Below are 23627 nucleotides of genomic sequence, written 5' to 3'. Positions count from 1 at the left end.
TCACCCGGGCGGGGTGGTTCGGCTCAGCGCACGACCAGGTGGTTGTGCACCTCCCGGATGCCGGGGGCGTTCCACACCACCCGCTCGATCTCCGCGCGCTCGCCGGGCGAGTGGACCTGCCCGCCCAGCACGACGGTGTCGCCGTGCACCCGGACGTCGACGCTCTCGGCCTCGGTGGCGGCGTTGCGCGCGAGCGCGTCCACGATCCGTTCGGCCAGGTCGTGGCCGTCGGCGCGGACCGCCGGGCGCACGGCGATCCCGTTGCTCACCCCGCGTACGCCGGTGAGCCGGGCGACCGACCGTTCGGCGGCCCGCCGCTGGTACTCCCACTCGACGTCGCCGTGCAGCGTGACCCAGCCGTCGGAGACCGTCACCTGCAGCGTCTCGACCGGCACGAACGCGTCCCATTCCAGCGCCCGTACGGCCGCGACGGCGATCTCCGGGTCCTCCCGGCCGGCCGCGGTGGCGATCTGGACGGCGAGGTCGTTGGCGACCGCGCGGACCCGGGCGGCCCGGTGCGCGGCCCGCTCGGCAGCCCACTTCTTGGCGTAGCTGTCCACCCGGCCGGTCAGCGTCACCACGCCCTCGGTGACGGTTACGCCGATCTCGTCCGGGCCGACCCGGGGCTCCCAGGTCAGTTCGTCGAGCACCGCGGACTGGATGTCCCGGTCGGTGCGCGTGATCGTGTCGGTGGCCATCCGGCTCTCCCTCCGTCGATGGCGGCGCGGGCACGCGGTCCCGCACCCGCGATCCTGCGCGTGTCCCGGGTGACCGGCCCTCACCCGGTCCGGGTGGGGGAGAGCACCACGCGGCACGGTGGCCGCCCCCGGGAGTGCCGGGAGCGGCCACCGTGCCGGTCGGGTGGGGTTCAGCCGTCCAGGCCGGCCGGGGAGTTCGGGCGGTCCACGTCCACGAACTCGATCTCGTCCGCGGCGCGGTCGCGGCTGCCCGCGGCGCGCGCGGCGGTGCCGGCGGCCCAGCCGATCGCCGCGCCCGCGAGCGCCGCCGCGATCAGCAGCGTCCAGGGCAGGGCGGGCCGGCGTCCGGCCAGCGCGTCGAAGGCGAGCGTGGCCCGCCGGCGCGCCTCCTCGGCGGCGGAGCCGACCAGGTCGGTGGCGTCGTCGGCGAAGCCGGAGGAGTTGCGGCGGGCGCTGCGGGTGGCGTCGCGCACGCTGTCACCGGCGGAGCCGGCCGCGGAGAGCAGGTGCTGCCACGCCTGGTCGGCGACCCGCTCGGCCTTGCCCCGGCGGTCCAGCAGGTTGGATCCGAACATCGTTCTACCTCCTCGGGTGCCGAAGGCCGGCGGCCACTTCGGACTCCGGTGTCCATCCGGCGCGTTCACTGTCTCGGGGCAGTGCCCCACCGGCGCACGCGGCAAACCCTCGCGGTGGTGCCCGGCTCGTGAGCAGCGAACGGGACGAACCACCCGAACGCGCCGGGACCGGTGCCGACGGGACGTGCGCGCGCCCGCTACCCTGGTCGGCGGATCGACGGGTCCGACCGGCCGTACGGCTGGCCGCGGCCCGCGTCGAAGGGGAAACTGGAACCCGGAGGTCCGGATTGGGAGCGCCCAGGTGTGCCCAGTTCGCGAATTGCTCATCCCGGGGGGTGGCGACCGGGCCGTTGGAGGAATACTCTCGGTCGCGGCCCGCGTACTGATGAGGCGCCCGTCAAGGGCGAGTGGAGGTGCTCGCGTGAGCCTGTCGATCGTGAAGTCGGTGCGGCCGGGTGGTGTCGTCCAGATCGCGCCCCGTGGGGAGATCGACGTCGACACCGCGTACGAGGTGCGGGAAGCGATCGCCGAGGTGCTCGCGAAGGGCCGTCCCTCGCGCATCGAGCTGAACATGCGGCTCGTCACGTTCATCGACTCGGTCGGCATCAGCGCCATGGTGGCCGGCTTCCAGACCTGCGAGGTCAGCGGCGTCAAGCTCGTGGTCACCGAGCCGAGCCGGTTCGTGCACCGGCAGCTCTGGGTGACCGGCCTGCTCGGCCTCTTCGGCGCTCCCGAGCCGTGGTTCGCCGACGACACCCCCGAGGTGCTGCCCGGCGCCTGAGCGCCGTTCGCACCCCCTGCGGCCAGGGGACCTTCTACCCGTTGCCAGCCCGGCGTCGGTACGGGACGATCGTCGCGACGTACGACGGCGAGGGGGCCCGCTTGCAGAGCAGCGACAGCTTCAGCTACACCGTGCAGGCCCGGTGCAGCCGGGCCGACGCGGTGGCACTGCTGGGTGACCTGAGTCGCCAGGGCGAGCTGCATCCGCTGATCGTCCGGGTCCGGCAGCTGCCGGCCCGGCCGGGCGCGCTGGCCAGCTACGCGATCACCGACCGGCTGCAACTGGGCCCGCTGCACTTCCCGGTCACGTACCAGGCGGACGTGCTGGTCGCGAGCGAGGACGAGGTGGTCACTGTCGCCCGGCAGCAGCCGGCGACGACGGTGCGCAACCACACCCGGCTACGCGACGAGCCCGACGGCACCGTGCGCATCGACGTGGAGATCACGCTCACCGCGCCGGCGCCGCTGTTCGGGTACGCGTTCCGCCAGGCCCGGGCGGCTCACCTGAGCCTGGCGGCCCGTCTCGGCGCGACGCTGGAGGGCCGGCCCGATCCGGCCGGCCCCCCGGGAGCGCGCTAGTACACCGACAGGTGCACGTGGTTGGTGTGGTCGCTGGACGGGTCGCCGTTGCCGCCGCTGTACGACTTCCACCCGCTGCTCGGCAGCCAGATCTGCTTGAACCAGATCACGTAGAGCACGGCGAGCGGGTCGGCGTTTCGCACGAAGTACGCGGCCAGGTTGTTGCCGTACGTCCGGTCACCGCCGCTGGCCACGCCGCCGAAGCCGTTCTTCTGGGCGGCGAAGTCGCAGGCCCGCCCCTTCGGGTGCTCACCCGAGCCGCTGGGCCGGTGGCACGAGACGTACCTGGTGAAACCGGCCGCCTTGGCCTGCTGCAGCGCGTGCAGCGTCCGCGGGGTGATGCAGCCGTTGGCCGGGGTCGGGTCGTTGACGCTGCACGACTCCGACGGCCACGAGCCGTCCGAGTTGCGTGGCGCAGGCTTCGCGTTCTTGCTTGAGGTGCCCTGGACGCTGCCGCCGCCGCCGCTGCTGTTGTTGCGGGCGGAACGTTCGTTGGCCACTTCGAGCGCGCGCTCGGCCTGCTCCTTGCGCTTGCCCATCACCTCGACCTGCTTGCGTTGCTCGCGGATCTCGGTGTCGAGCGCGGCCCGGGTGCGGGTGGCCTCGTCCCGGGTGGTGATCAGCTCGCGCACCGTGCGGTCCTCGTGCGCGGCGACCTGTTCCAGCGTGGCGGCCCGGTCCATGAAGCCCGCCGGGCTGCTGCTGTCGAGCAGCGCCGCGGCGGTGCCGAGGCGGCCCGCGCGGTACGCCACCCCGGCGATCTCACCGACCTTGGCGTCACGTACGGCCAGCTCGGCGCCGACCTTCGCGAGCTGGTCGTTGAGCTGCTTCTGGCGGTCCACCGACCGGTTCAGCGCGGCCTTCGCCTCCAGCCAGCCCTTGCTGGCCGCGTCGAGTTGGGCGCGCAGCTCCGGCGTGCCGCCCTCGTCGTCGCCGGGCGCGGCGGCGAGCAGGGCGGTCCGGGGCGCCGCCGAGGCGGGGGAGGCCGGAACGGTCGCGACGCCGACAGTCAGCGTCGCGACGAGCAGGGCCGCCAACCGGGCGGCCGTCCGTCGTACAGGTGCCACTGGGGGCATTCACATGTCCTTCCGTCAACCGCCGACCGGGTTAGCTGACGGGTTCGGGACGGAAGATCCCTACCGCTGACGCGGATGCACCCCACGTACGTGGTTCCCCGGCTCGCCCCTTCGGGCGATTAGGCGACGGCCACCCCACCTGCGCCGGTGACGCCGGTGGCTGCGGCCGCGACCGAGCCTACCGGCGCGGCCCGGGCGTGGCTCCGTTGCGCAGTGCCGCATGGTGGGGCAAAACCGACATAAGTGTATAGCAGTCACGGTGATTTAAGTCTGCCCTAATCACCACTCGGTCTTTCCGCACACTCCGGCTGACGCTCCGGGTTCGACCTGCAACGTGGCGTGATCGATGGAGAAGTCCTCGTGCAGCGCCGTCCGCGCGGCGGCCAGCACCCCGGCCGGGTCCACGCCCGGGTCGGTGGTCAGGTGCGCCGAGGCCACCTCCATGCCCGAGGTGAGCGTCCAGACGTGCAGGTCGTGCACCTCGGCCACGCCGGGGACCGCGGCCAGCCGGTCGTGCACGGCGGTCACCTGGAGGTGCTCCGGCGCCGCCTGCACCAGGATGCGCACCGCGGCCCGGCCGAGCCGCCAGGTGCGCGGCAGGATGAACAGGCCGATCCCGACGGCGACCAGTGGGTCCGCCCACCACCAGTCGGTCACCGCGATGACCAGCGCCGCGGCGATCACGCCGAGCGAGCCGAGCAGGTCGCCGAGCACCTCCAGGTACGCGCCGCGCAGGTTGATGCTCTCCTTCGCCCCGGCGCGCAGCAGCGCGAAGGCGACGATGTTGGCGAGCAGGCCGAGCACCGCCACCACGAGCATCGGGCCGGCCAGCACCTCCGGCGGCTCGCCGAAGCGGCGTACCGCCTCGATCAGGACGTAGACCGCGACGGCGCCGAGCAGCACGGCGTTGGCGAGGGCGGCGAGCACCTCCAGCCGGTAGAGGCCGAACGTGCGCTGCGGGTCGGTGCCGGCGCGCCGGGTGGCGGTGATCGCCGCGAGGGCCATGCCGATGCCGAGCACGTCGGTGAACATGTGCCCGGCGTCGGAGAGCAGGGCGAGCGAGCCGGTGGTGAAGGCGGCCACCGCCTCGACCACCATCAGGACGGCGAGCAGCGCGAACGCGGCCCAGAGCCGGCCTGCGTGGCGGTGTGCCGCGTTGGCCACCGCGCTGCTGTGGTCATGACCTGCGCCCACGCCAACACCCTCCCTGCCGCGTACCGGCCGGGCCCAATGTATGCTCACATCGCTATGTATGCAAGTGAACTGTGGGTGGCGCGGGCGTGGCCCCTCACCCCACCGGGTCGAGCGTGGTGAGGCGCTGGGTCGCCCGGGACAGCGCCACGTAGAGCGTGCGCACGCCCGAGCCGGGATCGGCCCGGATCTCGCTCGGCGCCACCAGCACCACGCCGTCGTACTCCATGCCCTTGGCCTGGAGGCTGGTCACCACCTGGAGCCGGCCCGCGCCGAGCGCGCCCAGCCAGCCGGCCACCTCGTCCCGGCGCGGCACCGGCGTGATCACGCCGACGGTGCCCTCCACCTGGCCGAGCAGCGCCTCGGCCGCCTCGACGGTGGCCGCCGGCAGCTCGGCGGCGGGCACCGTGCGCTCGACCGGCGGAACGCCGGTGGACCGGACCGCGTCGGGCAGCGGCAGATCCGGGTAGAGCCGGCGGATCTCCGCCGCCGCCACCGCGAAGATCTCCGCCGAGTTGCGGTAGTTGGTGGTCAGCTCGTAGCGGTGCCGCTTGCGCCGGCCCAGCGCCTGGTCCCGGGCCCGGTCCAGCTCCTGCGGGTCGCCGGTCCAGGCCGTCTGCGCCGGGTCACCGACCACCGTCCAGGACGCCAGCCGCCCGCGCCGGCCGATCATCCGCCACTGCATCGGCGAGACGTCCTGCGACTCGTCCACCACCACGTGCGCGTAGTCGCGGTAGTCGGCCGGACGCTCCCGCGCCGCCGCGCGGGCGGCGCGCTGCCGATCGGCGTACGTGCTCAGCTCGCGCACGCCACCGGCGAGCTGGTACGGGTCGCGCTTGGGCCGGGCCCGCTGCACCGGCTTGCCCAGCAGCGCGTCCAGCTCGTCCAGCAGCGCGATGTCCGCCACCGTCAGCCCGTCGGTCGCGAGCGTGCGGTACGCCTGCCCGAGCAACCGGATCTCGGCCGAGGAGAGGATCCCCCCGGCGTAGCGGCGCAGCCGGTCCGGGCGGGCCAGCCAGTCCAGCACGTGCCGGGGGTGCAGCCGGGGCCACCACGCCTTGAGGAACTCGCGGAACTCCGGCCGCTCGATGATCTCGTCCTCGAACGCGGGCTGCTCCGGCAGCCGTCCCACCCGCAGCGTGCGGGCCTGCGCGTAGAGCGCGGCGAGCACCGCGTCGAACGCCGCCCGGCGTACCTCGTTGCGGCGCGCGCCCCGGGCCAGCGTCCGGTCCCGGATCGCGTCCAGCGCGGGGCGCTCCAGGCGCAGCAGCTCACCCCGGTACAGCAGGCGCAGTTCGGCGGGGTAGTCCGGCACCGCGTCGCGGACCGCGCGTTCCAGCACCCGGCGCATCCGCAGCGAGCCCTTCACCGCCGCCACGTCCGGCGGGTCGGTCCGCGACGCGGACAGGCCGGGGAAGAGCGAGCCGAGCGAGTGCAGCGTGGCGGTCTCCTCGCCCAGTGAGGGCAGCACCGAGGCGATGTACTCGACGAACACGCCGGACGGGCCGACCACCAGGATGCCGCCGCCGGCGTACCGGGCCCGGTCGGAGTAGAGCAGGTACGCGGCCCGGTGCAGCGCCACCGCCGTCTTGCCGGTCCCCGGGCCGCCGGAGACGATCGTGACGCCGTTGCCGGGGGAGCGGATCGCCTCGTCCTGCTCGCGCTGGATGGTGGCGACGATGTCGCGCATGCCCCGGCCGGTGGCCCGGGACAACGTGGCCAGCAGCGCCCCGTCACCGACCACCGCCATGTCCGGCGGCGCGGCCTCCGGGTCCAGCAGGTCGTCCTCGATCCGGGTGACCTTCTCCGAGGCCGACTGGATCGTGCGCCGGCGTACCACGCCGCGCGGCTCGGCGGGCGTGGCCTGGTAGAACGCGGCGGCGGCGGGCGCCCGCCAGTCCACCACCAGCGTCTCCGCGTCCACGCCCCGCACGCCCAGGCGGCCGACGTGCAGCACCTGCCCGGTACGCAGGTCCAGCCGCCCGAACACCAGCCCCTCGTGCTCGGCGTCCAGCACGTGCCGGCGCTGGGCGGCGTGGAAGACCATCGCGTCCCGCTCGACCAGCGCGCCGAAGTTGCCGACCCGGGCCAGCCGGTAGCCCTCCCGCTCGGCGTCGGCCGCCGACCGGCGCAGTTCGGCCAGCCGGGCGTACACCCGGTCGAGGTGGCGCTGCTCGGCGGCGATCTCCCGGTCCAGCGTGGTCTGGTCGGTCAACGCGGATGCTCCTGTGGTCGGACGGCACGACGGGCTGAATGAGGGTACGGGCCCTCGGCAACCGCAGCGCCGGGGCATGCCGTCCGCGTGGCGTACGTCAGTGCCGTTCCGGAGCGGGAGACGCTCAGAGGCGGGCCGCCGGACGGCCGGTCAGCACCCGGTCCAGCACCCCGGCCACGGCGTCGTTCACCTGGTCCGGGCGCTCCATCATCAGCATGTGACCGGCGCCCGGGCAGACGGTCAGCTCCGTGGTGGGCAGCGCCGCCGCGATCGACTCGGCGCACGGCGGCGGGGTGAGCCGGTCCCGGTCCCCGACCAGCGCGGCGGCCGGCAGCCCGCCCAGCGCGGCGAGCGTCTCCAGCCGGTGCTGCGCCCCGATCGAGGCGCGGAACCCGCCGATCGAGCGCAGCGTGGCCCGGGCCACCGCCGAGGTGACCAGCCGGATGTCCGCCGGGTCGCAGCGGTCGCCGAACAGCATCCAGCGGATGCTCGGGCGCAGCGCGCGCAGCAGCGCGTGCGGTGGCCGCCAGCCGCCGCACCGGGCCAGCACCCCGGCGCCGGTGGTCTCGGCGAGCCGGATCAACCTCGTGATGCGGGGGGACAGGCCGTAGACGGTGTGCGTGTGCCCCTCGGCAGTGGTCGAGACGAAGACCAGCCCGGCGGTACGCGCCGCGAACCGGTCGGCGTGGCGGTGGGCGTACTCCATCACCGTCATTCCGCCCATCGAGTGCCCGACCAGCACGATCGGCCCGGACGGGGCGATCTCGTCGACCACGGTGGCGAGGTCGTCGCCGAGCTGGGCGAGCGTGGCGTCGCGCAGCGCCAGGCAGCTCGACCGGCCGTGGCCGCGCGCGTCGTAGGTGACCAGGCGGACCCGGTCGCCGAACCGTTCCCGCAGCTCGGCGACCTGCCGGTGCCAGCTGCGGCCGTCGAGCGTCCAGCCGTGCAGCATCAGCACGGTGACCTCGGCGTCGACCGGCCCGGTGACCGTCACGTGCAGGCGTACGCCGTCCGGAAGCCGCAGTTCCATGTCGCCACCCCCGAGCCCGTCCGGTTTGCGTCCACCGGGTGTCCCGGCGGTGACACCGGCGTTACCCGTCATGACACCACGGCAACCGGGGCGGGGAGAAGATTCGCGTCCGGCCTATGGACGAGCCGGACGCGCATCCACCGGCGATCCGCCACCGGTGAGGTGACGCTGCTGCCGCAGGAGCAGACGCGAAACCGCCCGCCGGGTGATCCCGGCGGGCGGTCGCGGTGGTGCGGGTGAAGGGTGCTCAGCCCTCGAAGACGCCGGCCTCGACCAGGCGCTTCTCGGTGGCCTCCCAGCCGTGGTCCGGGTGGGCGGCGGCGAGGCCGTTGATCTCAGCCCGGATCTTGGCGGCGTGGCCGGCGGCGGCCAGCACCCGGATCTCCTCGACGAAGGCCTCGGAGTCGGTGCGCAGGTGCGCGGTCTTGCCGTTGGTCAGGTTGCGCACGTAGGCGTGCTTGCCGCCGTTGAGCGGGATCAGGTACTTGAACTCGCCCAGCACGCTGAGGGCGCCACCCTGGCCAGCCTGGCCGGCCCGGACTGACGCGCGCGCGGTCTTAGAGGTGTTGCTCGCCACGGAGGTACTCCTTGCAGACGTACGGTGGGGACGGAAAGCCGTCCGGGGGCTGTGCGAGTGACGCCCGGGTTGAGCGCCTGCCCGCGAAGATGTACGGCGGCACACAGAACCGCCCAGAGAACTGTACACGACCGCGACACCTGGCTGGTCGTCGCGGCGTCAGAGGGCACAACCGGCTCCACCTCCCGGGTATTTCCCGCCGGCTGGGACCGGCGAATTTTCCGATTCGCTGGCGCACCACCAGTCACACGGGTCATCATGTGTGTCCAGGTACCACTCGGTAGGACGAGGTCGTAGGGGAAGACGCACCTCGGCTCACCGGGAGGTCACCGTGCCAACGCGTGGCGTCGTATACGTCCACTCGACCCCGCTCGCCGTGTGCTCGCACGTCGAGTGGGCGATCGCGCGCGTCCTCGCCGCGCCGGTCAACCTGCACTGGACGGCGCAGCCCGCCGATCCGGGCGCTCGTCGCGCCGAGTGCGGCTGGACCGGCAGCCCGGGGACCGGCGCGGAGCTGGCCGCTGCCCTCCGGCAGTGGCCCATGATCCGTTTCGAGGTCACCGAGGAACCCAGTCCCGGCGTCGACGGCGAGCGTTTCATGTACGTACCGGGCCGGGGCCTGTTCCGGGCCGCCGTCGGCGCGGCCGGTGACATCCAGCTCGGCGAGGACCGGCTGCGCAGCCTGATGGCCGCCGCGCGCAGCCCGGAGGCGCTCGCCCACGCGCTGGACAAGGCCCTGGGCACCGCCTGGGACGCCGAACTGGAGCCCTACCGTTACGCCGGCGACGGCGCCCCGGTGACGCTGCTCACCCGGGTCGGGTGACGGCGGCCGAGTTGCCCCGATACGGTGGGCCGCGTGTCGATTTCCCCGCGGCGCTCCGCCGTCGCGCTCGCCGCACTGACCGCGCTGCTCGTCTCCGGGTGCTCGGACGGGCCGGACCGGCCCCGTCCCACCCCGACGAGTCCGGCGCCGTCGTCGGCCGCGCCCGCGCCGAGCGAGTCCCCGGCCGCTGACCCGGCCGCCCGCGCCGCCGCGCTGGTCGGCACGCTGAGCGACGAGGACCTGGTCGGGCAGGTGCTGATGCCGTACGCCTACGGCAGCTCGGCCACCGAGGTCTCGGCCGGCTCGGCGGCCGGCAACCGCGCGCTGGCCGGCGTCGACACCCCCGCCGAGATGGTGGCGAAGTACCGGCTCGGCGGCGTCATCCTGGTCGGCTTCAGCGCCGACGACCCCACCTCCGGCAACCAGGCCACCACGAACGTCGACAACCCGAAGCAGGTCCGGGCGCTCACCGACGGGCTGCGCGCCGCCGCCGGCAAGCTGCCCGCCGGCGCCGCGCCGTTCCTGATCGGCACCGACCAGGAGTACGGCGTGGTCACCCGGATCACCGACGGCGTGACGCTGCTGCCCAGCCCGCTCGCGGCCGGCGCCGCCGGGAACCCGGCGCTGACCGAGGCCGCCTGGCGGGCCGCCGGGGCCGAGCTGGCCGCGATGGGCATCAACCTCGACTTCGCCCCGGTCGCCGACGTGCTCGTCACCCGCAGCATGGTGATCGGCTCCCGGTCCTTCGGCGCGGACCCGGCGACCGCGTCCCCCCAGGTGGCCGGCGCGGTACGCGGCCTGCAGGCCGAGGGCGTCGGCGCGGCGGTCAAGCACTTCCCCGGGCACGGCCTGAGCGCCGAGGACTCGCACACCGAGCTGCCCGTGATCAAGCAGTCCCGCGCCGATCTGGACCGGATCGCGTTCCCGCCGTTCCGGGCCGGGATCGGCGCCGGGGCCATGGCGGTGATGTCGGCCCACCTGGACGTCAAGGCGGTCGACCCGGGCACCCCCGCCACGTTCTCCCGCAAGCTGCTCACCGACGTGCTGCGCGGCCAGCTCGGCTTCCAGGGCGTGGTGATCACCGACGGGATGAACATGGCCCCGGCCAAGAAGTGGTCACCCGGTGAGGCGGCCGTGCGCGCGCTCAACGCCGGCAACGACCTCATCCTGATGACGCCGAACGTCACCCAGGCGTACGACGGGCTGCGCGCCGCGCTCAAGGACGGCTCGCTGCCCCGCGCCCGCCTGGTCGAGGCGGTCACCCGGGTGCTCACCATGAAGTTCCGACTGGCCGGGCGGGACACGCCCGCGCTGTCCACGCTCGACGGCGCCGACCACCGCAAGGCCGCCGACGACCTGGCCACCGCCGCGGTGACGGTGCTGCGCGGCAAGTGCGGCGGCGCGGTGACCGGACCGGTCAGCGTGACCTCCTCCGGTGGCCGGGAGCGCACCCGCAAGCTGCTGACCGAGGCGCTCACCGCGGCCGGCGTCAAGGTGGTGCCCTCCGGCGGCACGGTGGTGCACCTGGTCGGGTACGGCGACGGCGCGAAGGACCTGCGCGCCGACGCAGCCGTGACGGTGGCGATGGACACGCCGTACGTGCTGTCCGGGGCGAAGTCCCCGACGCTGATGGCGACCTACTCGTCCACCCGGGCCTCGATGAACGGCCTCGCCGCGGTGCTCGCCGGCAAGGCCCGCCCGGGCGGCCGCTCCCCGGTGCCGGTCTCCGGCCTGCCCGCCACCACCTGCCGCACCTGACCGCCGCCGCCGGTAACTCGGGTGCGGCCCGGGGCGGCCGGCTGGCAGGGTGGCGCCCATGGGAGAGGCAGCACAGGGATTCCGGTACGTCCAGCGCGCCGACGGCACGGTGGTGATCACGCATCACGGCCGGGTCGCGAGCACGCTTCGCGGCGGCCGGGCGGCGCAGTTCCTGGCCGAGGTCGACGACGATCCGCAGCTGGCCATGGCCCGGTGGACCGGCAACTACCGGCGGGGCAACGAGCGCACCGCCCGCCTACACCCCCGCAACCGCTGAGGTGTAAGGAAGGGCCCCTTCTTAACGCCTGCGGTAGAGGAAGGGCCCCTTCTTAACAGTCGCTGTTAAGAAGGGGCCCTTCCTTACGTCAGGGGCGGGTGAAGACCAGCGCCACGTTGTGTCCGCCGAAGCCGAACGCGTTGTTCAGCGCCGCCGGGATCTCCATGTGCCGCGCCTTGTGCGCGGCGACGTCCAGGGTGAGGCCCTCGTCCGGGTCGTCCAGGTTGATCGTCGGCGGGATCACGCCGTCCCGGATGGCCAGGATGGTGGCGATCGACTCCAGCGCGCCGGCCGCGCCGAGCAGGTGCCCGGTCATCGACTTGGTGGCGGTGAGCACCGGGTGGTCGCCGACCGCCTGGCGCAGCGCGCCGATCTCCAGCATGTCCCCGACCGGGGTCGAGGTGGCGTGTGCGTTGACGTGCACGATGTCGGTACGGGCCACGTCCGCGTCGGCGACCGCCCGGGCGATGGCCCGGATCGCGCCCTCGCCCTCGGCGTGCGGCTGCACGATGTCGTACGCGTCCGAGGTGATCCCCGCGCCGGCCAGGCGCGCGTACACCCGGGCGCCCCGGGCGGCGGCGTGGTCGGCGCGCTCCAGGATCACCACGCCCGCGCCCTCACCGAGGACGAAGCCGTCGCGACCGGAGTCCCACGGCCGGGAGGCCCGCTCCGGCTCGTCGTTGCGGGTCGACATGGCCCGCATCGAGCTGAAGCCGGCGATCGGCAGCGGGTGGATGACCGCCTCGGTGCCGCCGGCCACCACCACGTCGGCCCGGCCGGCGCGGATGATGTCCAGACCCAGCGCGATCGCCTCCGCGCCGGTCGCGCAGGCGCTGGCCACGGTGTGCACGCCGGCCTTGGCGCCCAGCTCCAGCCCGACCCAGGCGGCCGGACCGTTCGGCATCAGCATCGGGATGGTGTGCGGGGAGACCCGCCGCGGGCCCGACTTCTCCAGGATGTCGTCCTGGGCGAGCAGGGTGGTGGCGCCGCCGATGCCCGAGCCGACGCTGACCGCCAGGCGCTCCGGGTCCGGCCCGGCCTCGGCCAGCCCGGCGTCGGCCCACGCCTGCCGGGCGGCGATGATGGCGATGGCCTCCGAGCGGTCCAGCCGGCGCAGCTTCACCCGGTCCAGCACCTCGGACGGGTCCACCGCCAGCTGGGCGGCGATCCGGACGGGCAGGTCCGCCGCCCACTCCTGGGTGAGCGCACTCACCCCGGAGCGGCCGGCGAGCATGGCGTCCCAGGTCGACGCGACGTCCCCGCCGAGCGGGGTCGTCGCGCCGAGCCCGGTGACGACGACGTCGGGACGACTCATGATCAGGACTGCGCCTCGATGTAGCTGACCGCGTCACCGACCGTCTTGAGGTTCTGCACCTCGTTGTCCGGGATCTTGACGCCGAACTTCTCCTCGGCCGCCACCACGACCTCCACCATGGAGAGCGAGTCGACGTCGAGGTCGTCGGTGAAGGACTTCCCCTCGGCCACGTCGTCCGGGTTCACCCCGGCAACCTCTTCGAGGATCTCGGCGAGGCCGGCGGTGATCTCGTCACGGGTCATTACGGTTGGTTCCTCTCATCGGGGGTTACCGGTGACCGGCGTCGCCGGTCACGCGCCTCGGCGCGTTCGCGCCCGAGGGGGTCTCAGGGGCAGCGCACGACCTGACCGGCGTAGGTCAGGCCGCCGCCGAAGCCGAACAGCAGGACCGGGGCGCCCGAGGGCACCTCGCGCCGCTCGACCAGCTTCGACAGGGCCAGCGGGATGCTCGCCGCCGACGTGTTGCCGGACTCGACGATGTCCTTGGCGATGATCGCGTCCGGAATGTTCAGCCGCTTCGCGATGCCGTCGATGATCCGGCCGTTGGCCTGGTGCGGCACGAACGCGGCGAGCTCCGACGGGGCCACGCCGGCCCGCTCGCAGGCCTGCAGCGCGAGCGGGGCCAGCGCGGTGGTGGCCCAGCGGAACACCGACTGCCCCTCCTGCGCGATGTACGGCTGCCAGCCCTCGATGCGTACCGCGTCGCTCTTCTCCGGCGCGGAGCCCCAGACCACCGGCCCGATCCCGGCCGGCTCGTCGTCGGCGGTCGCGGTCACCACGGCCGCCCCGGCGCCGTCGGCGAAGATGATGCAGGTCGAGCGGTCGGTCCAGTCGGTGAAGTCGGAGAGCTTCTCGGCGCCGACGACGATCGCGTTGCGCGCCGCGCCGGCCCGGATCGCGTGGTCCACGGTGCCCAGCCCGTACGCGAAGCCGGAGCAGGCGGTGTTGAGGTCGTACGCGGCGGGCGCGGTGACGCCGAGCTTCGCCGCGACCCGGCAGGCCACGTTGGGACTGCGGTCCACCGACGAGCAGGTGGCCACCACGACCATGTCGATGTCGGCGGCGGTGAGGCCGGAGTTGGCGAGCGCCTTGCCGGCGGCGGCGGTGGCCATGTCGGCGACCGTCTCGTCGCCCGCGATCCGCCGGGTGGCGATGCCGACCCGGTCCCGGATCCATTCGTCGCTGGTGTCCACCATCTGCGCGATCTCGTCGTTCGTGACGACGCGGGAGGGCTGGTAGTGCCCCATCGCGACGATCCGGCTGCCGGCCATTTAGTGCGTTCCTCCGATGCGGACGAGGGGCTGGCCCGGGGCGACCGGGTCGTCGTGGTGCGCGAGCCACTCGGTGAGCAGCCCGTTGTCGTGTGCGGTCACCTCGACCGGCCCCTGCGCTCCGGTGACGTGGCCGAGGACCTGGCCGGCGCGTACCTCGGCGCCCACCGTCGCCTCGGCCGCCCGGGCGAGGCGGCCGGCGGCGGGGGAGACGACCACCCGGAACCACGGCGCGTACGGGCGGGCGGGACCGGCGTGCCGGGCGACCAGCCGCCGCGCGGCGGGCAGGTCGGCGGGGGTGTTCAGGGTGACGATCTCGGGCGCGCCCTCGCCCTTGAGTTCTCGCTTGACCAGTCCGGCGAGGGTGCCGGCGGGCGGCAGCTCGATCACGCCGGTGACCCCGAGGTCGGCCAGCGTACGCATGCACAGGTCCCAGCGGACCGGGGCGGTGACCTGCCGGACCAGCCGCTGCAGCGTCTCCGGGCCGTGCCCGACCGGCGCGCCGTCGAGGTTGGACAGCAGGATCCGGGCCGGGGCGGAGGCGGTGACACCGGCGGCGACGGCGGCCAGCGCGGCCTCGGCCGGTGCCATGTACGGCGTGTGGAACGCGCCGGCCACCTGGAGCCGGATGATCCGGGTGCGGGCCGGCGGTTCGGCGGCGAGCTTGTCCAGCCCGTCGATCGCACCGGCGGCCACGATCTGACCGGCGCCGTTGCGGTTGGCCGGGTGCAGCCCGTGGGACTGGAGCGCGGCGAGCACCTCGTCCGGGTCACCGCCGAGCACCGCGGCCATCCCGGTCGGTTCCAGCGCGCAGGCCGCGGCCATCTCGTGTCCGCGTACGCCGGCGAGCGTCACGGCGGCCTCGGCCGGCAGTACCCCGGCCAGGGCGGCGGCGCCCAGCTCACCCACGCTGTGCCCGGCGACCAGCGCGACGTCGTGCATCGGCAGGTGCTCGGCGGCGAGCAGCGCGGCGGCGACCAGCAGCGGCTGGGTACGGGCGGTGTCCTTGATCTCGTCCGCGTCCGCCCGGGTGCCCAAATGGATCAGGTCCACCCCGGCCAGGGCCGACCACCAGCGCAGGCGCGCCTCGACACCGTCGAGGTCGAGCCACGGAGCGAGGAAGCCGGGCTTCTGCGAACCCTGTCCCGGAGAGAGTACGGCGAGCACGTGTACGACTCTGACGGATACTCGCGGGTCGCGCTGTAACGCACGGCACGAAACCGCACTAGAACCTTTGGAGGAAACCTACAAAAATCGGTGGGCGGTCATCGCCGGTCGGAGACCCCCGGTACCACCGGGTCGAGCCTACCCACAGTCAGCGCCACCTGCAGCGCGAAGGCGTCGCGCGGGGCCAGCGGCGAGAAGGCGGTCACCTCGGCGATCCGCTTCAGGCGGTAGCGCACGGTGTTCGGGTGCACGAAGAGCGCCCGGGCGGCGCTCTCCAGCGTGCCACCGGCGGCGAAGAACGCGTCCAGCGTCTCCAGCAGCTCGCCGCCGGAGCGGGCCAGTGCCGCGTACACGTCGTGGCGCAACCGGCGGCGGGCCTCGGTGTCGCCGGCCAGCGCCCGTTCCGGCAGCAACTCGTCCGCGGCGACCGGGCACGGCGCGGTCGGCCAGGCCGGCGCGGCCCGGAAGCCGGCCAGCGCGGCCCGCGCCGACTCGGTGGCCTCGTCCAGGCTGGGCACCGCCGGGCCGACCACCACCGGCCCCTCACCGAAGGCGGTACGCAGCTTCTCCGTGGCCGCCACCGGGTCGGCGGCCCCGCCCAGCACGATGACCAGCCGGTCGCCGTGCACGCCGCCGATCACCTCGACGCCGATCCGCCGGGCCTGCCGGTAGACGGTGTGCAGCACGGCGGCCACCTCGCCGCCGGGGGACCGGCCGACCGCCACCGCGACCGGTGGGGCGTCCGTCCAGCCGAGCGCGGCGGCCCGGCTGGCCAGCACGTCCGGGGAGTCGCCGCGCAGCAACGCGTCGACCAGGAGCGCCTGCAACCGGGCGTCCCAGGAGCCGCGGCTCTCGGCGGCCCGGGCGTAGACCCGCGCGGCGGCGAACGCGATCTCCCGGGAGAAGCGCAGCACCGCCTCCCGCAGCGACTGCTCCTCGCCCGGCACGGCCAGCTCCGACACCTGCTCCTCGACCACGTCGATGGTCACCTTGATCAGCGCCACGGTCTGCTGGAGGCTGATCGAGCGGGCCAGCGCCTGCGGCGCGGCGGCGAAGACCTCGTCCGACACCTCCTGGGTGCGGTCGGTGGCGCCGCCACCCTGGCGCAGCCACTGCACCAGTGACCGCACGCCGGCCTGGGCCACGAGCATGACCCAGGAGCGCTGGTCGGCGGGCAGGTCGCGGAACCAGGGCAGTGTCTCGTCCATCCGGGCCACGCTGGCGGTGGCCAGGCCGCCCGCCGCCCGTTCGATACGGCGCAGCGTCGCCGACGTCTCCGTGCCGCCCGGTTCGCTCACCGCACCAGCCTGACATGCGCTGAGCAGCGGTTCCACTCCGAGGTGGCGGCTTCGCCGTGGCGTGACGATCTCCACCGGTACGCGCTGGCGATCTTGTCCGGGTGGGCCAGTACGGTGTCAGGGCGCGCCCGGGCTGTTCCGGCGGGCGCGCGAGGGCGACGGTGAGGAGGCCGGGATGGCGCAGGGGGAGGCCGAGCACGGTTGCGCCCAGGGCGAGCCGTGCCGGCGTGGCCACGACCAGCCGGTCACGGCCACGCACCCGCGTCGGCCGTGCCTGCACCACCAGGGCGAGCAGGCCGTCGGCCGGGCCGCGGAGCGCGCCGAGGACGAGCCGGCGGTGCCCCGTCAGCGGGCCGTCGAGCCGGCGCATCTCGCGGACGAGGCGTCGCCGGAGCAGGGTTGTCGCAGCGACCTGGCGGGCTGGGCGGGCGCCCACCGCCACGGCGCGGTACGCCCGCGCAACCGTACGGTCCGCCGCGAGCGCCCGCCGCGTCGTTGGTGCTGACGCGGAGCCGGGCGGGTTGACGCCGACGCGGTGTCGGGCCGGGCTCAGCGGGTGCGGCGGCGCACCAGCAGCGCGATGCCGGCGAGCCCGGCGGTGATGACCAGCACGACGCCCACGTTGAGCAGCAGCAGCCGCTGGAGTTCGCCGAGGGCGGTGTCGAGTTCGCCCACCGGGTCGAGCGCCTCCTCCGGCAGTACCCGCTCGCCGCCGCCGATGCCACCGGCGAGCGTGTCGAACTGCGCCGGCAACGGCACGCCTACCGAGCGCAGCGTCTCCGGCATGTTGAGCCGCCCGAGGAACCAGCCCGCGCGGAGGTTGCTCCGGTCCGGCTGCTTCGCCGGCCGGTAGACCCGCGGGCCGCCCTTGGCCAGGGGAAAGAGGTCGTAGGTGCGCTGCGGACCGGCGGCGACGTGCACCACCACCGTGTACTTCGGACCGAGGTCCGCGGCGGCCGGGCCGCGCAGCTGGCCGGTCGCGCCCAGCCACTTGATCTGGTCGATCACCAGGTGGACGTCGGCCGACCGGCTGTCGGTGCGCAGCCGCAGCGGCTCGTCGAGCTTGTCGCCGGTGATGTCGACGCCGGTCGGGGCGGGCGCGGGCGTCGGTTTCGGGGCGGCGTGGGCCGCCGTCGCGCCGGTCAGAGCCAGTGTGCACGCGAGGGCCGCCATCGTCCCGGTCACGGCGATCAGCAGCCGTCTCACCTTCCGGATCATCGCCGCCTCCTCGCCCCGTTCGATGGCTGGCTTCCGCTGCAGTCACACTGGACCGGTGTCCACCACAAAGACTCCGCAGAACGGCGCTCGGTTGCAGCAGGTGGAAGAGTATTTGGAACTATTTGCGAGCTGAGACCGACCAACGAGCGGTCGATGATCATCGGCCGGATCTTACCCGGACGGAGGGAACCATGGGGGGCAGGGTCGCCCGTACGGCGCGTACCTGGCTGGTGGTGCTCGGGGTGGTGGCGGCGTTCGCGCTGCTGCCGGCCGCGCCGGCCGCTGCGCACAACTCGCTGACCGGCAGCGATCCGCGCGACGGGGCCCGGCTGGCCGCCGCGCCGGAGCGGATCGAGCTGCGGTTCCTGGCCACGCCGAAGGAAGCCACGACCGAGGTCACCGTCACCGGGCCGGACAACGTGGCCGCTGCCGGCGGCGCGCCGACCTTCTCCGGCAAGCGGGTGACCGTGCCGTTCCGGCCGGGCGCGGCCGGGCTCTACATCGTCACCTACCGGCTGGCCTCCGACGACGGCCATCCGATCAAGGGGGAGATCCGGTTCACCCTGACCACCGGCACCCCTGCCGAGGCGCCGTCGGCGAGCGCGTCGCCCACGAGTGCCGCCCCCGCCGCGCCTACCAGCGCGGCGCCGAGCCCGACCCCGGCCGCCGCCGAGGCGGACGACGACGGGGGTACGGGCTGGCTGTGGGCGGCCGGCGCGGTGGTGGTGCTGGCCGCTCTGGGCGGCGGGCTGCTGCTGCGCCGCCGGGCCGCCCGCCGCTGACGCCGGCCGGTCAGCGGGAGCCGGCTCGCGGGGAACACTCCGCGTGACGCGGCCGGCGCAACGATCGCCGAAAACGCATATGCCTCTGAGTCATAATCATGACTCAGAGGCATATCGCTCGACAGGGTCACCTTCTCCCGGCCACGACACGCCCGGGCCGTCGGCGGGCCTGCCGCTCAGACCAGGCGTACGCGGGCGGCGCGCAGCCGGGTCAGCGTACGGTCGCGGCCGAGCACCTCCAGCGACTCGAACAGCGGCAGCCCGACGGTGCGGCCGGTGACCGCGACCCGTACCGGCGCCTGCGCCTTGCCCAGCTTCAGCCCGCGCTCCGCGCCGACCGCCTCCAGCGTGGCCTTGAGCGACTCGGCGTCCCAGGACTCCAGCGCCTCGAACGCGACGATCGCCGCGTCCAGCAGGTCGGCCGCGCCCTCCTTCATCGCCTTCGCCCACGCCGCCTCGTCGATCAGCGGGTCGGCCAGGAAGAGGAAGTCGACGTTCGGCACGATCTCGCTGAGCACCGCGATCCGGGTCTGCGCCAGCGGAGCCACCGCCGCGAACGCGGCCGGGTCGAACTCCTCGGGCTGCCACGGCGGCGGGGCGATGGTGTCGGTGCCGGTGAGCCACGGCTGGCAGGCGGCGACGAAGTCCTCCACCGGCAGCGCCCGGATGTAGTCGCCGTTGAACGCGCGCAGCTTCTTCTCGTCGAAGAACGCCGGGGACGGGTTGACCTCGTCCAGCCGGAACTCCTCCTCGATCACCGACCAGGGCACGATCTCCCGGTCGCCCGACGGCGCCCAGCCCAGCAGCATCAGGTAGTTGCGCATCGCGTCGGCGAGGTAGCCCTCGTCCCGGTACGCCTCCAGCGCGACCTTGTCCCGCCGCTTGGACAGCTTCTGCCGCTTCTCGTTCACCACCACCGGCACGTGCGCCCAGATCGGCGGCTTGACCCCGAGTGCGTCCCACAGCAGCTGCTGCTTCGGGGTGTTCGGCAGGTGCTCCTCGGCCCGGATCACGTGGGTGATCCCCATCGACATGTCGTCCACGACGTTGGCCAGCAGGAACACCGGGGAGCCGTCGCCGCGGGCGATGACGAAGTCCTCGATCAGCTTGTTCTCGAACGTCGGCTCGCCGCGGACCAGATCGACGACCACTGTCTCGCCCTCGTCGGGCGTACGGAAGCGCAGTGCCCGGCCCTCGCCCGGCTCCAGGCCGCGGTCCCGGCAGAAGCCGTCGTAGCCGCGCTGCTGCGGCCCGGTACGCGCCTGCACGTCCTCGCGGGTGCAGTCGCAGTAGTAGGCCCGGCCGCCCTCGTACAGCCGCTGCGCGGCGGCCCGGTGCTCGCCGGCGTACGAGGACTGGAAGTACGGACCCTCGTAGCTGCCCCGCGCGATGCCGATCCACTCCAGCGCGGACAGGATGCCCTCGGTCCACTCGGGCTTGTTGCGGGCCGCGTCGGTGTCCTCGATGCGCAGCACGAACACCCCGCCCTGCTGCTTGGCGAAGATCCAGTTCTGCAGCGCCGAGCGGGCGCCGCCGACGTGGAACATACCGGTCGGGGAGGGGGCGAAGCGTACACGTACCGTCACGTCCCCCAGCCTACGGCGGGCCGCCACCGAGAAAGGAAGGGCCCCTTCTTAACGCCTCCGGAGGTGAAGGGGCCCCTTCTTAACAAGCGCGGCAGCCGGCGGGCGTCACGGCACGGAGCGGATCTTCACGACCAGGGCGCTGCCGAGCAGCGTGACCGCCGCGGTCACCGCGTACAGCGTCGGGTAGCCGCCGAGGTGCACGACGATCGGTGCGGACAGCGCCGGACCGAGCACCTGCGGCGCCGAGTTGGCAATGTTGATCACGCCGAGGTCCTTGGCCCGGTCGGTGGCGGCGGGCAGCACCTGCGTGATCAGCGCGGCGTCCACCGACAGGTAGACGCCGTACCCGGCGCCGAGCAGCAGCGCCGCGACGATCGCCATCGGCCAGGTGGGTGCCACCGCCAGTAGCGTCGCCGCCACCGCCATGATCAGCCCGGAGGCGATCACGAAGACCTTGCGCCGGCCGGAGCGGTCGGACATGCGCCCGGCGACCACAGCGGTCAGCATCATGCCGACCGTGTAGAGCAGGATCAGGATCAGCAGCGAGCCCTCGGGGTCGGCCACCCGTACCCCGTCGGTGAGGAAGTAGAGCAGGTAGAGCGTGCCCAGCGCGTTGCCGGTCTGCACCAGGAACCTGGTGAACCACGCCCAGGCGAAGTCGGGGTGGCGGCGCGGGCTGATCCACATCGAGGAGAACAGCGAGCGCAGCCGCAGCGGCGAGCGGTGCTCCCGGGGCAGGTGGTCGTCCTGGGTCAGCAGCGCGAACGGCAGCGACAGCAGCAGCACGGCGAGCGCGATCGCGGCGTACCCGGCGGCGTTGCCGGTCACCACGGCCGTCACCAGCACCGCGCCCAGCACCAGGCCCAGCGCCTGCGGGATGCCCACCCAGCCGGACACGCCGCCACGCTGCGCCACCGGCACCCGATCGGGGATCGCCGCGGTGAGGCTGGCCAGCATTGCGTTGAAGCAGACCTGCGCGGCCACCCAGGCCACCGCCACCCCGGCGATCGTGTTCTGCCGGGCCAGCAGCACCAGGGCGAGCGCGCCGATCACCGCGCCGAACGCGGTCCAGACGTGCCGGCGGCCGAAGTGGCGGTTGGCCAGCCGCAGCGAGGTGCGGTCGGACAGCGCGCCGGCGAGCGGGTTCGCCAGCACCGCGGCGAGCGCGCCGATGCCGGTGACCACTGCCAGCATCGCCTCCTTGTCGGCCGGCGCGATCCGTTCCACCTGCTGCGGCAACAGCACCTGGATCGGGGTGAAGAACGCCATCCAGACGCCCAGGTTGGCCGCGAAGATCAGCGCGATCCAGCTCCGCCGTACCGGCACCGTCGGTTCGGCGAGCGCCGCCGGCAGCGAGGCCGGCGTCGGGTTCACTGTGGTCACCGCCGGACCAGGTCCCGGAACCAGGCGTACGACGACTTCGGCGTCCGCCGCTGCGTGTCGAAGTCGACGTGCACCAGGCCGAACCGCTTGGTGAAGCCCTCGGCCCACTCCCAGTTGTCCAGCAGCGACCAGACGAAGTACCCGGTCACCGGCACGCCCTCGGCCATCGCCCCGCGCACCGCGCGGATGTGCCCGTCCAGGTACGCGATCCGCTCCGGGTCGTGCACCCGGCCGTCGGCGTCCGGCGCGTCGTCGTACGCGCAGCCGCTCTCGGTGATCTGGATCGGCGGCAGCGCGTCGCCGTACCGCCGGTGCAGTTGGAGCAGCAGGTCGCGCAGGCCGTCCGGCGCCACCGGCCAGTCGAACGCGGTACGCGGGTAGCCCTCCAGCGGCACGATGTCGAACGGCAGCGGCGAGCCCGCCTCGGGCGCCCGGATGGCGGTCGGGTTGTAGTAGTTGACCCCCAGCACGTCGATCGGCGCGGCCAGCACGTCCAGGTCGCCGTCCCGGATCACCGCCGGGTCGAGGCCGGGAGCGTCCGGGTAGCCGCGCCCGAGCAGCGGATCGGTGAACAGGAGGTTGTGCAGCGCGTCGTACGCCGCGGCGGCGGCCCGGTCCGCGTCGGTGTCGCCGGCGACCCGCACCGGGGAGTAGTTGTTGGCGATCGCCACCGGGGACGTGGTGCGGGCGCGCAGCGCGGAGACCGCGAGACCGTGCCCGAGAAGCTGGTGGTGGGCCACCGGGAAGGCGTCGAACAGCAGCATCCGGCCGGGGGCGTGCACGCCCATGCCGTAGCCCATGCTCATGTGGATGAACGGCTCGTTGAGCGTGATCCAGAGCTTCACCCGGTCGCCGAGCCGGGCGGCGGCCAGGTCGGCGTACTCGGCGAAGCGCGCGGCGGTGTCCCGGTTCAGCCAGCCGCCGGCGTCCTCCAGCGGCTGCGGCAGGTCCCAGTGGAACAGCGTGGCGACCGGGTCCACCCCGGCGGCGAGCAGGCCGTCCACCAGCCGGTCGTAGAAGTCCAGCCCGGCGGCATTGGCCGGGCCCGTGCCGTCCGGCTGGATCCGGGGCCAGGCGAGCGAGAACCGGTACGCGGACACCCCCAGCCCGGCCAGCAGCGCGGTGTCCTCGGCGTACCTGTGGAAGTGGTCGCAGGCCCGGTCGCCGGTGCTGGCGTCGGCGACCCGGCCCGGCTCGTGCGCGAACGTGTCCCAGATGGACGGACCGCGACCGTCGGCAGTGGTCGCGCCCTCGATCTGGTACGCGGAGGTGGAGACCCCCCAGCGGAAGCCGGCGGGGAACTCGGGCATCGGCGCGGTCGTCAAGGCACCCTCCAAGACATGAAGCGTGCTCGCGACTCTAGGGCTCGGCGGACCGCCGCGCCATAGGCCGAGATGACTGGGTGGCGCAAGGGAGTTCGGCGTGTCTTTTCCGAACCCGTCCGCTTAAGTCCGATTTACACATAGAGTGCCAAATATCGCGGATGTGATTTAAGTGGGGGAAAGATACTCATGATCCTCGTGGAACGAAGCGCGCACGTGGCGGCGCCGGTGGATGTGGTCTGGGACGTGGTGCAGCGCGCCGAGCAGCTGCCGGCCTGGCTGGCGGGAGTCCGCGCGGCCGAGGTCCTGTCCGGGGAGGGATTCGGGCGGCGGCAGCTGGTCCAGGCCGGACGCGGCGCCGCGCACGAGGCCGAGGTGATCGCCTTCCAGGAGCCGACCCTGATCGGCTGGCGCGAACGCGCGAAGGGTGCCGGCGCCCGAGCCGAGGCGCGCACCGAGATCTACGTCCAGCTGACCCCGGACGAGGAGGCCGGCGGCACCGTCGTACGCCTGATCGTCGTGCGGTGGCCCGCCGGACCCGTCAAGGCGGCCCTGCTCCGGCTCGGCCTGCGCCGGGTCGGCGCCGACCTGGAGGACTCGCTGGCCCGGCTGACCGACCTGGCCGCCGTCGGCTGACCGAGCCCAGTCCCGGCGTCGCCCGCGATGGTGACGGCCCGGCGTTCCCGCCAGGGACGCCGGGCCGTCGT

At 73.8% G+C, this 23627-nt stretch carries 24 protein-coding genes and 1 riboswitch; of the genes, 8 read left to right on the top strand and 16 right to left on the bottom strand.

Annotated features, from left to right (window positions below; translation table 11 throughout):
• Positions 1-23: 23 nt before the first annotated feature.
• Both J3R08_RS23725 and J3R08_RS23720 read right to left on the bottom strand, forming a co-directional pair.
• Positions 24-698 (bottom strand): BON domain-containing protein, encoded by a 675-nt coding sequence (locus J3R08_RS23725; RefSeq protein ID WP_064448224.1) that lies wholly within the window; start codon positions 696-698, stop codon positions 24-26.
• 170 nt (positions 699-868) lie between these two features.
• Positions 869-1273, bottom strand: coding sequence for a hypothetical protein (locus J3R08_RS23720; protein ID WP_064448225.1), 405 nt, complete (start codon positions 1271-1273; stop codon positions 869-871).
• A 421-nt stretch (positions 1274-1694) separates the two neighbouring features.
• On the opposite strand from J3R08_RS23720, the gene J3R08_RS23715 reads away from it, so the two are divergent.
• Both J3R08_RS23715 and J3R08_RS23710 read left to right on the top strand, forming a co-directional pair.
• On the top strand, positions 1695-2054 hold the full coding sequence (locus J3R08_RS23715) for an STAS domain-containing protein (protein WP_013287849.1): 360 nt from the start codon (positions 1695-1697) through the stop codon (positions 2052-2054).
• A 41-nt stretch (positions 2055-2095) separates the two neighbouring features.
• Positions 2096-2632, top strand: a complete 537-nt coding sequence (locus J3R08_RS23710) for an SRPBCC family protein (RefSeq protein WP_231915621.1) — start codon at positions 2096-2098, stop codon at positions 2630-2632.
• On the opposite strand, the gene J3R08_RS23705 is transcribed toward J3R08_RS23710, so the two are convergent.
• The 5 genes from J3R08_RS23705 to J3R08_RS23685 form a co-directional block, all read right to left on the bottom strand.
• The gene (locus J3R08_RS23705; protein WP_209962820.1) at positions 2629-3708 is read right to left on the bottom strand and encodes a hypothetical protein; all 1080 of its coding nucleotides are present in this window, start codon (positions 3706-3708) and stop codon (positions 2629-2631) included. The two genes, J3R08_RS23710 and J3R08_RS23705, sit on opposite strands and share 4 nt — an antisense overlap.
• Before the next feature lie 4 nt (positions 3709-3712).
• Positions 3713-3844: riboswitch (cyclic di-AMP (ydaO/yuaA leader) on the bottom strand.
• 143 nt (positions 3845-3987) lie between these two features.
• Positions 3988-4902: a cation diffusion facilitator family transporter gene (locus tag J3R08_RS23700; RefSeq protein ID WP_043329179.1), complete on the bottom strand. Its 915-nt coding sequence runs from the start codon at positions 4900-4902 to the stop codon at positions 3988-3990.
• 94 nt (positions 4903-4996) lie between these two features.
• Positions 4997-7114: an AAA family ATPase gene (locus J3R08_RS23695; RefSeq protein ID WP_209962817.1), complete on the bottom strand. Its 2118-nt coding sequence runs from the start codon at positions 7112-7114 to the stop codon at positions 4997-4999.
• 124 nt (positions 7115-7238) lie between these two features.
• Positions 7239-8144: an alpha/beta fold hydrolase gene (locus J3R08_RS23690; RefSeq protein ID WP_064448227.1), complete on the bottom strand. Its 906-nt coding sequence runs from the start codon at positions 8142-8144 to the stop codon at positions 7239-7241.
• 247 nt (positions 8145-8391) lie between these two features.
• The gene (locus tag J3R08_RS23685) at positions 8392-8721 is read right to left on the bottom strand and encodes a hypothetical protein (RefSeq protein WP_043329183.1); all 330 of its coding nucleotides are present in this window, start codon (positions 8719-8721) and stop codon (positions 8392-8394) included.
• Positions 8722-9052: 331 nt separating this feature from the next.
• Here J3R08_RS23685 and J3R08_RS23680 point away from each other — a divergent pair, with 331 nt between their 5' ends.
• The 3 genes from J3R08_RS23680 to J3R08_RS23670 are packed head-to-tail and all read left to right on the top strand — an operon-like array spanning position 9053 to position 11579.
• On the top strand, positions 9053-9544 hold the full coding sequence (locus tag J3R08_RS23680; RefSeq protein ID WP_013287841.1) for a DUF3145 domain-containing protein: 492 nt from the start codon (positions 9053-9055) through the stop codon (positions 9542-9544).
• Positions 9545-9577: 33 nt separating this feature from the next.
• The gene (locus J3R08_RS23675; RefSeq protein ID WP_209962815.1) at positions 9578-11302 is read left to right on the top strand and encodes a glycoside hydrolase family 3 protein; all 1725 of its coding nucleotides are present in this window, start codon (positions 9578-9580) and stop codon (positions 11300-11302) included.
• Positions 11303-11360: 58 nt separating this feature from the next.
• The gene (locus J3R08_RS23670) at positions 11361-11579 is read left to right on the top strand and encodes a hypothetical protein (protein ID WP_069088914.1); all 219 of its coding nucleotides are present in this window, start codon (positions 11361-11363) and stop codon (positions 11577-11579) included.
• Positions 11580-11667: 88 nt separating this feature from the next.
• Here the strand turns inward: J3R08_RS23670 and fabF are convergent, their stop codons facing one another.
• From fabF to J3R08_RS23645, 5 genes are all read right to left on the bottom strand, one after another.
• Positions 11668-12894 (bottom strand): beta-ketoacyl-ACP synthase II, encoded by a 1227-nt coding sequence (fabF, locus tag J3R08_RS23665; protein ID WP_030503633.1) that lies wholly within the window; start codon positions 12892-12894, stop codon positions 11668-11670.
• Between the two features lie 2 nt (positions 12895-12896).
• Positions 12897-13136: an acyl carrier protein gene (locus tag J3R08_RS23660; RefSeq protein ID WP_007072348.1), complete on the bottom strand. Its 240-nt coding sequence runs from the start codon at positions 13134-13136 to the stop codon at positions 12897-12899.
• 83 nt (positions 13137-13219) lie between these two features.
• The gene (locus J3R08_RS23655; RefSeq protein ID WP_043329189.1) at positions 13220-14164 is read right to left on the bottom strand and encodes a beta-ketoacyl-ACP synthase III; all 945 of its coding nucleotides are present in this window, start codon (positions 14162-14164) and stop codon (positions 13220-13222) included.
• A complete protein-coding gene (locus J3R08_RS23650; protein WP_113972617.1) occupies positions 14165-15331 on the bottom strand; it encodes an acyltransferase domain-containing protein in 1167 nt (388 codons plus the stop codon).
• Between the two features lie 98 nt (positions 15332-15429).
• Complete coding sequence (locus J3R08_RS23645; protein WP_274479170.1) at positions 15430-16704, bottom strand: CdaR family transcriptional regulator; 1275 nt, start codon at positions 16702-16704, stop codon at positions 15430-15432.
• Positions 16705-16804: 100 nt separating this feature from the next.
• Here J3R08_RS23645 and J3R08_RS23640 point away from each other — a divergent pair, with 100 nt between their 5' ends.
• A complete protein-coding gene (locus tag J3R08_RS23640) occupies positions 16805-17134 on the top strand; it encodes a hypothetical protein (RefSeq protein WP_043329196.1) in 330 nt (109 codons plus the stop codon).
• A 44-nt stretch (positions 17135-17178) separates the two neighbouring features.
• Here the strand turns inward: J3R08_RS23640 and J3R08_RS23635 are convergent, their stop codons facing one another.
• Positions 17179-17847: a hypothetical protein gene (locus J3R08_RS23635; RefSeq protein ID WP_069088916.1), complete on the bottom strand. Its 669-nt coding sequence runs from the start codon at positions 17845-17847 to the stop codon at positions 17179-17181.
• A 191-nt stretch (positions 17848-18038) separates the two neighbouring features.
• On the opposite strand from J3R08_RS23635, the gene J3R08_RS23630 reads away from it, so the two are divergent.
• A complete protein-coding gene (locus J3R08_RS23630) occupies positions 18039-18629 on the top strand; it encodes a copper resistance CopC family protein (RefSeq protein WP_187693107.1) in 591 nt (196 codons plus the stop codon).
• A 176-nt stretch (positions 18630-18805) separates the two neighbouring features.
• Here the strand turns inward: J3R08_RS23630 and gltX are convergent, their stop codons facing one another.
• The 3 genes from gltX to J3R08_RS23615 form a co-directional block, all read right to left on the bottom strand.
• The gene (gltX, locus tag J3R08_RS23625) at positions 18806-20215 is read right to left on the bottom strand and encodes a glutamate--tRNA ligase (RefSeq protein WP_209962813.1); all 1410 of its coding nucleotides are present in this window, start codon (positions 20213-20215) and stop codon (positions 18806-18808) included.
• Positions 20216-20320: 105 nt separating this feature from the next.
• Positions 20321-21598 carry an MFS transporter gene (locus J3R08_RS23620; protein WP_043329208.1) on the bottom strand — a complete coding sequence of 426 codons (1278 nt, stop codon included), beginning with the start codon at positions 21596-21598 and terminating at the stop codon, positions 20321-20323.
• Positions 21595-22908: a GH1 family beta-glucosidase gene (locus J3R08_RS23615; protein ID WP_043329210.1), complete on the bottom strand. Its 1314-nt coding sequence runs from the start codon at positions 22906-22908 to the stop codon at positions 21595-21597. The genes J3R08_RS23620 and J3R08_RS23615 overlap by 4 nt, the downstream gene beginning before the upstream one ends.
• 201 nt (positions 22909-23109) lie before the next feature.
• On the opposite strand from J3R08_RS23615, the gene J3R08_RS23610 reads away from it, so the two are divergent.
• Positions 23110-23556: an SRPBCC domain-containing protein gene (locus tag J3R08_RS23610; RefSeq protein WP_030503643.1), complete on the top strand. Its 447-nt coding sequence runs from the start codon at positions 23110-23112 to the stop codon at positions 23554-23556.
• Positions 23557-23627 lie beyond the last annotated feature (71 nt).

Origin of the sequence: Micromonospora sp. HB375, assembly GCF_017872985.1 — a bacterium.
Lineage (GTDB): Bacteria > Actinomycetota > Actinomycetes > Mycobacteriales > Micromonosporaceae > Micromonospora > Micromonospora chalcea.
This window is presented reverse-complemented; position numbering and strand designations above follow the sequence as displayed.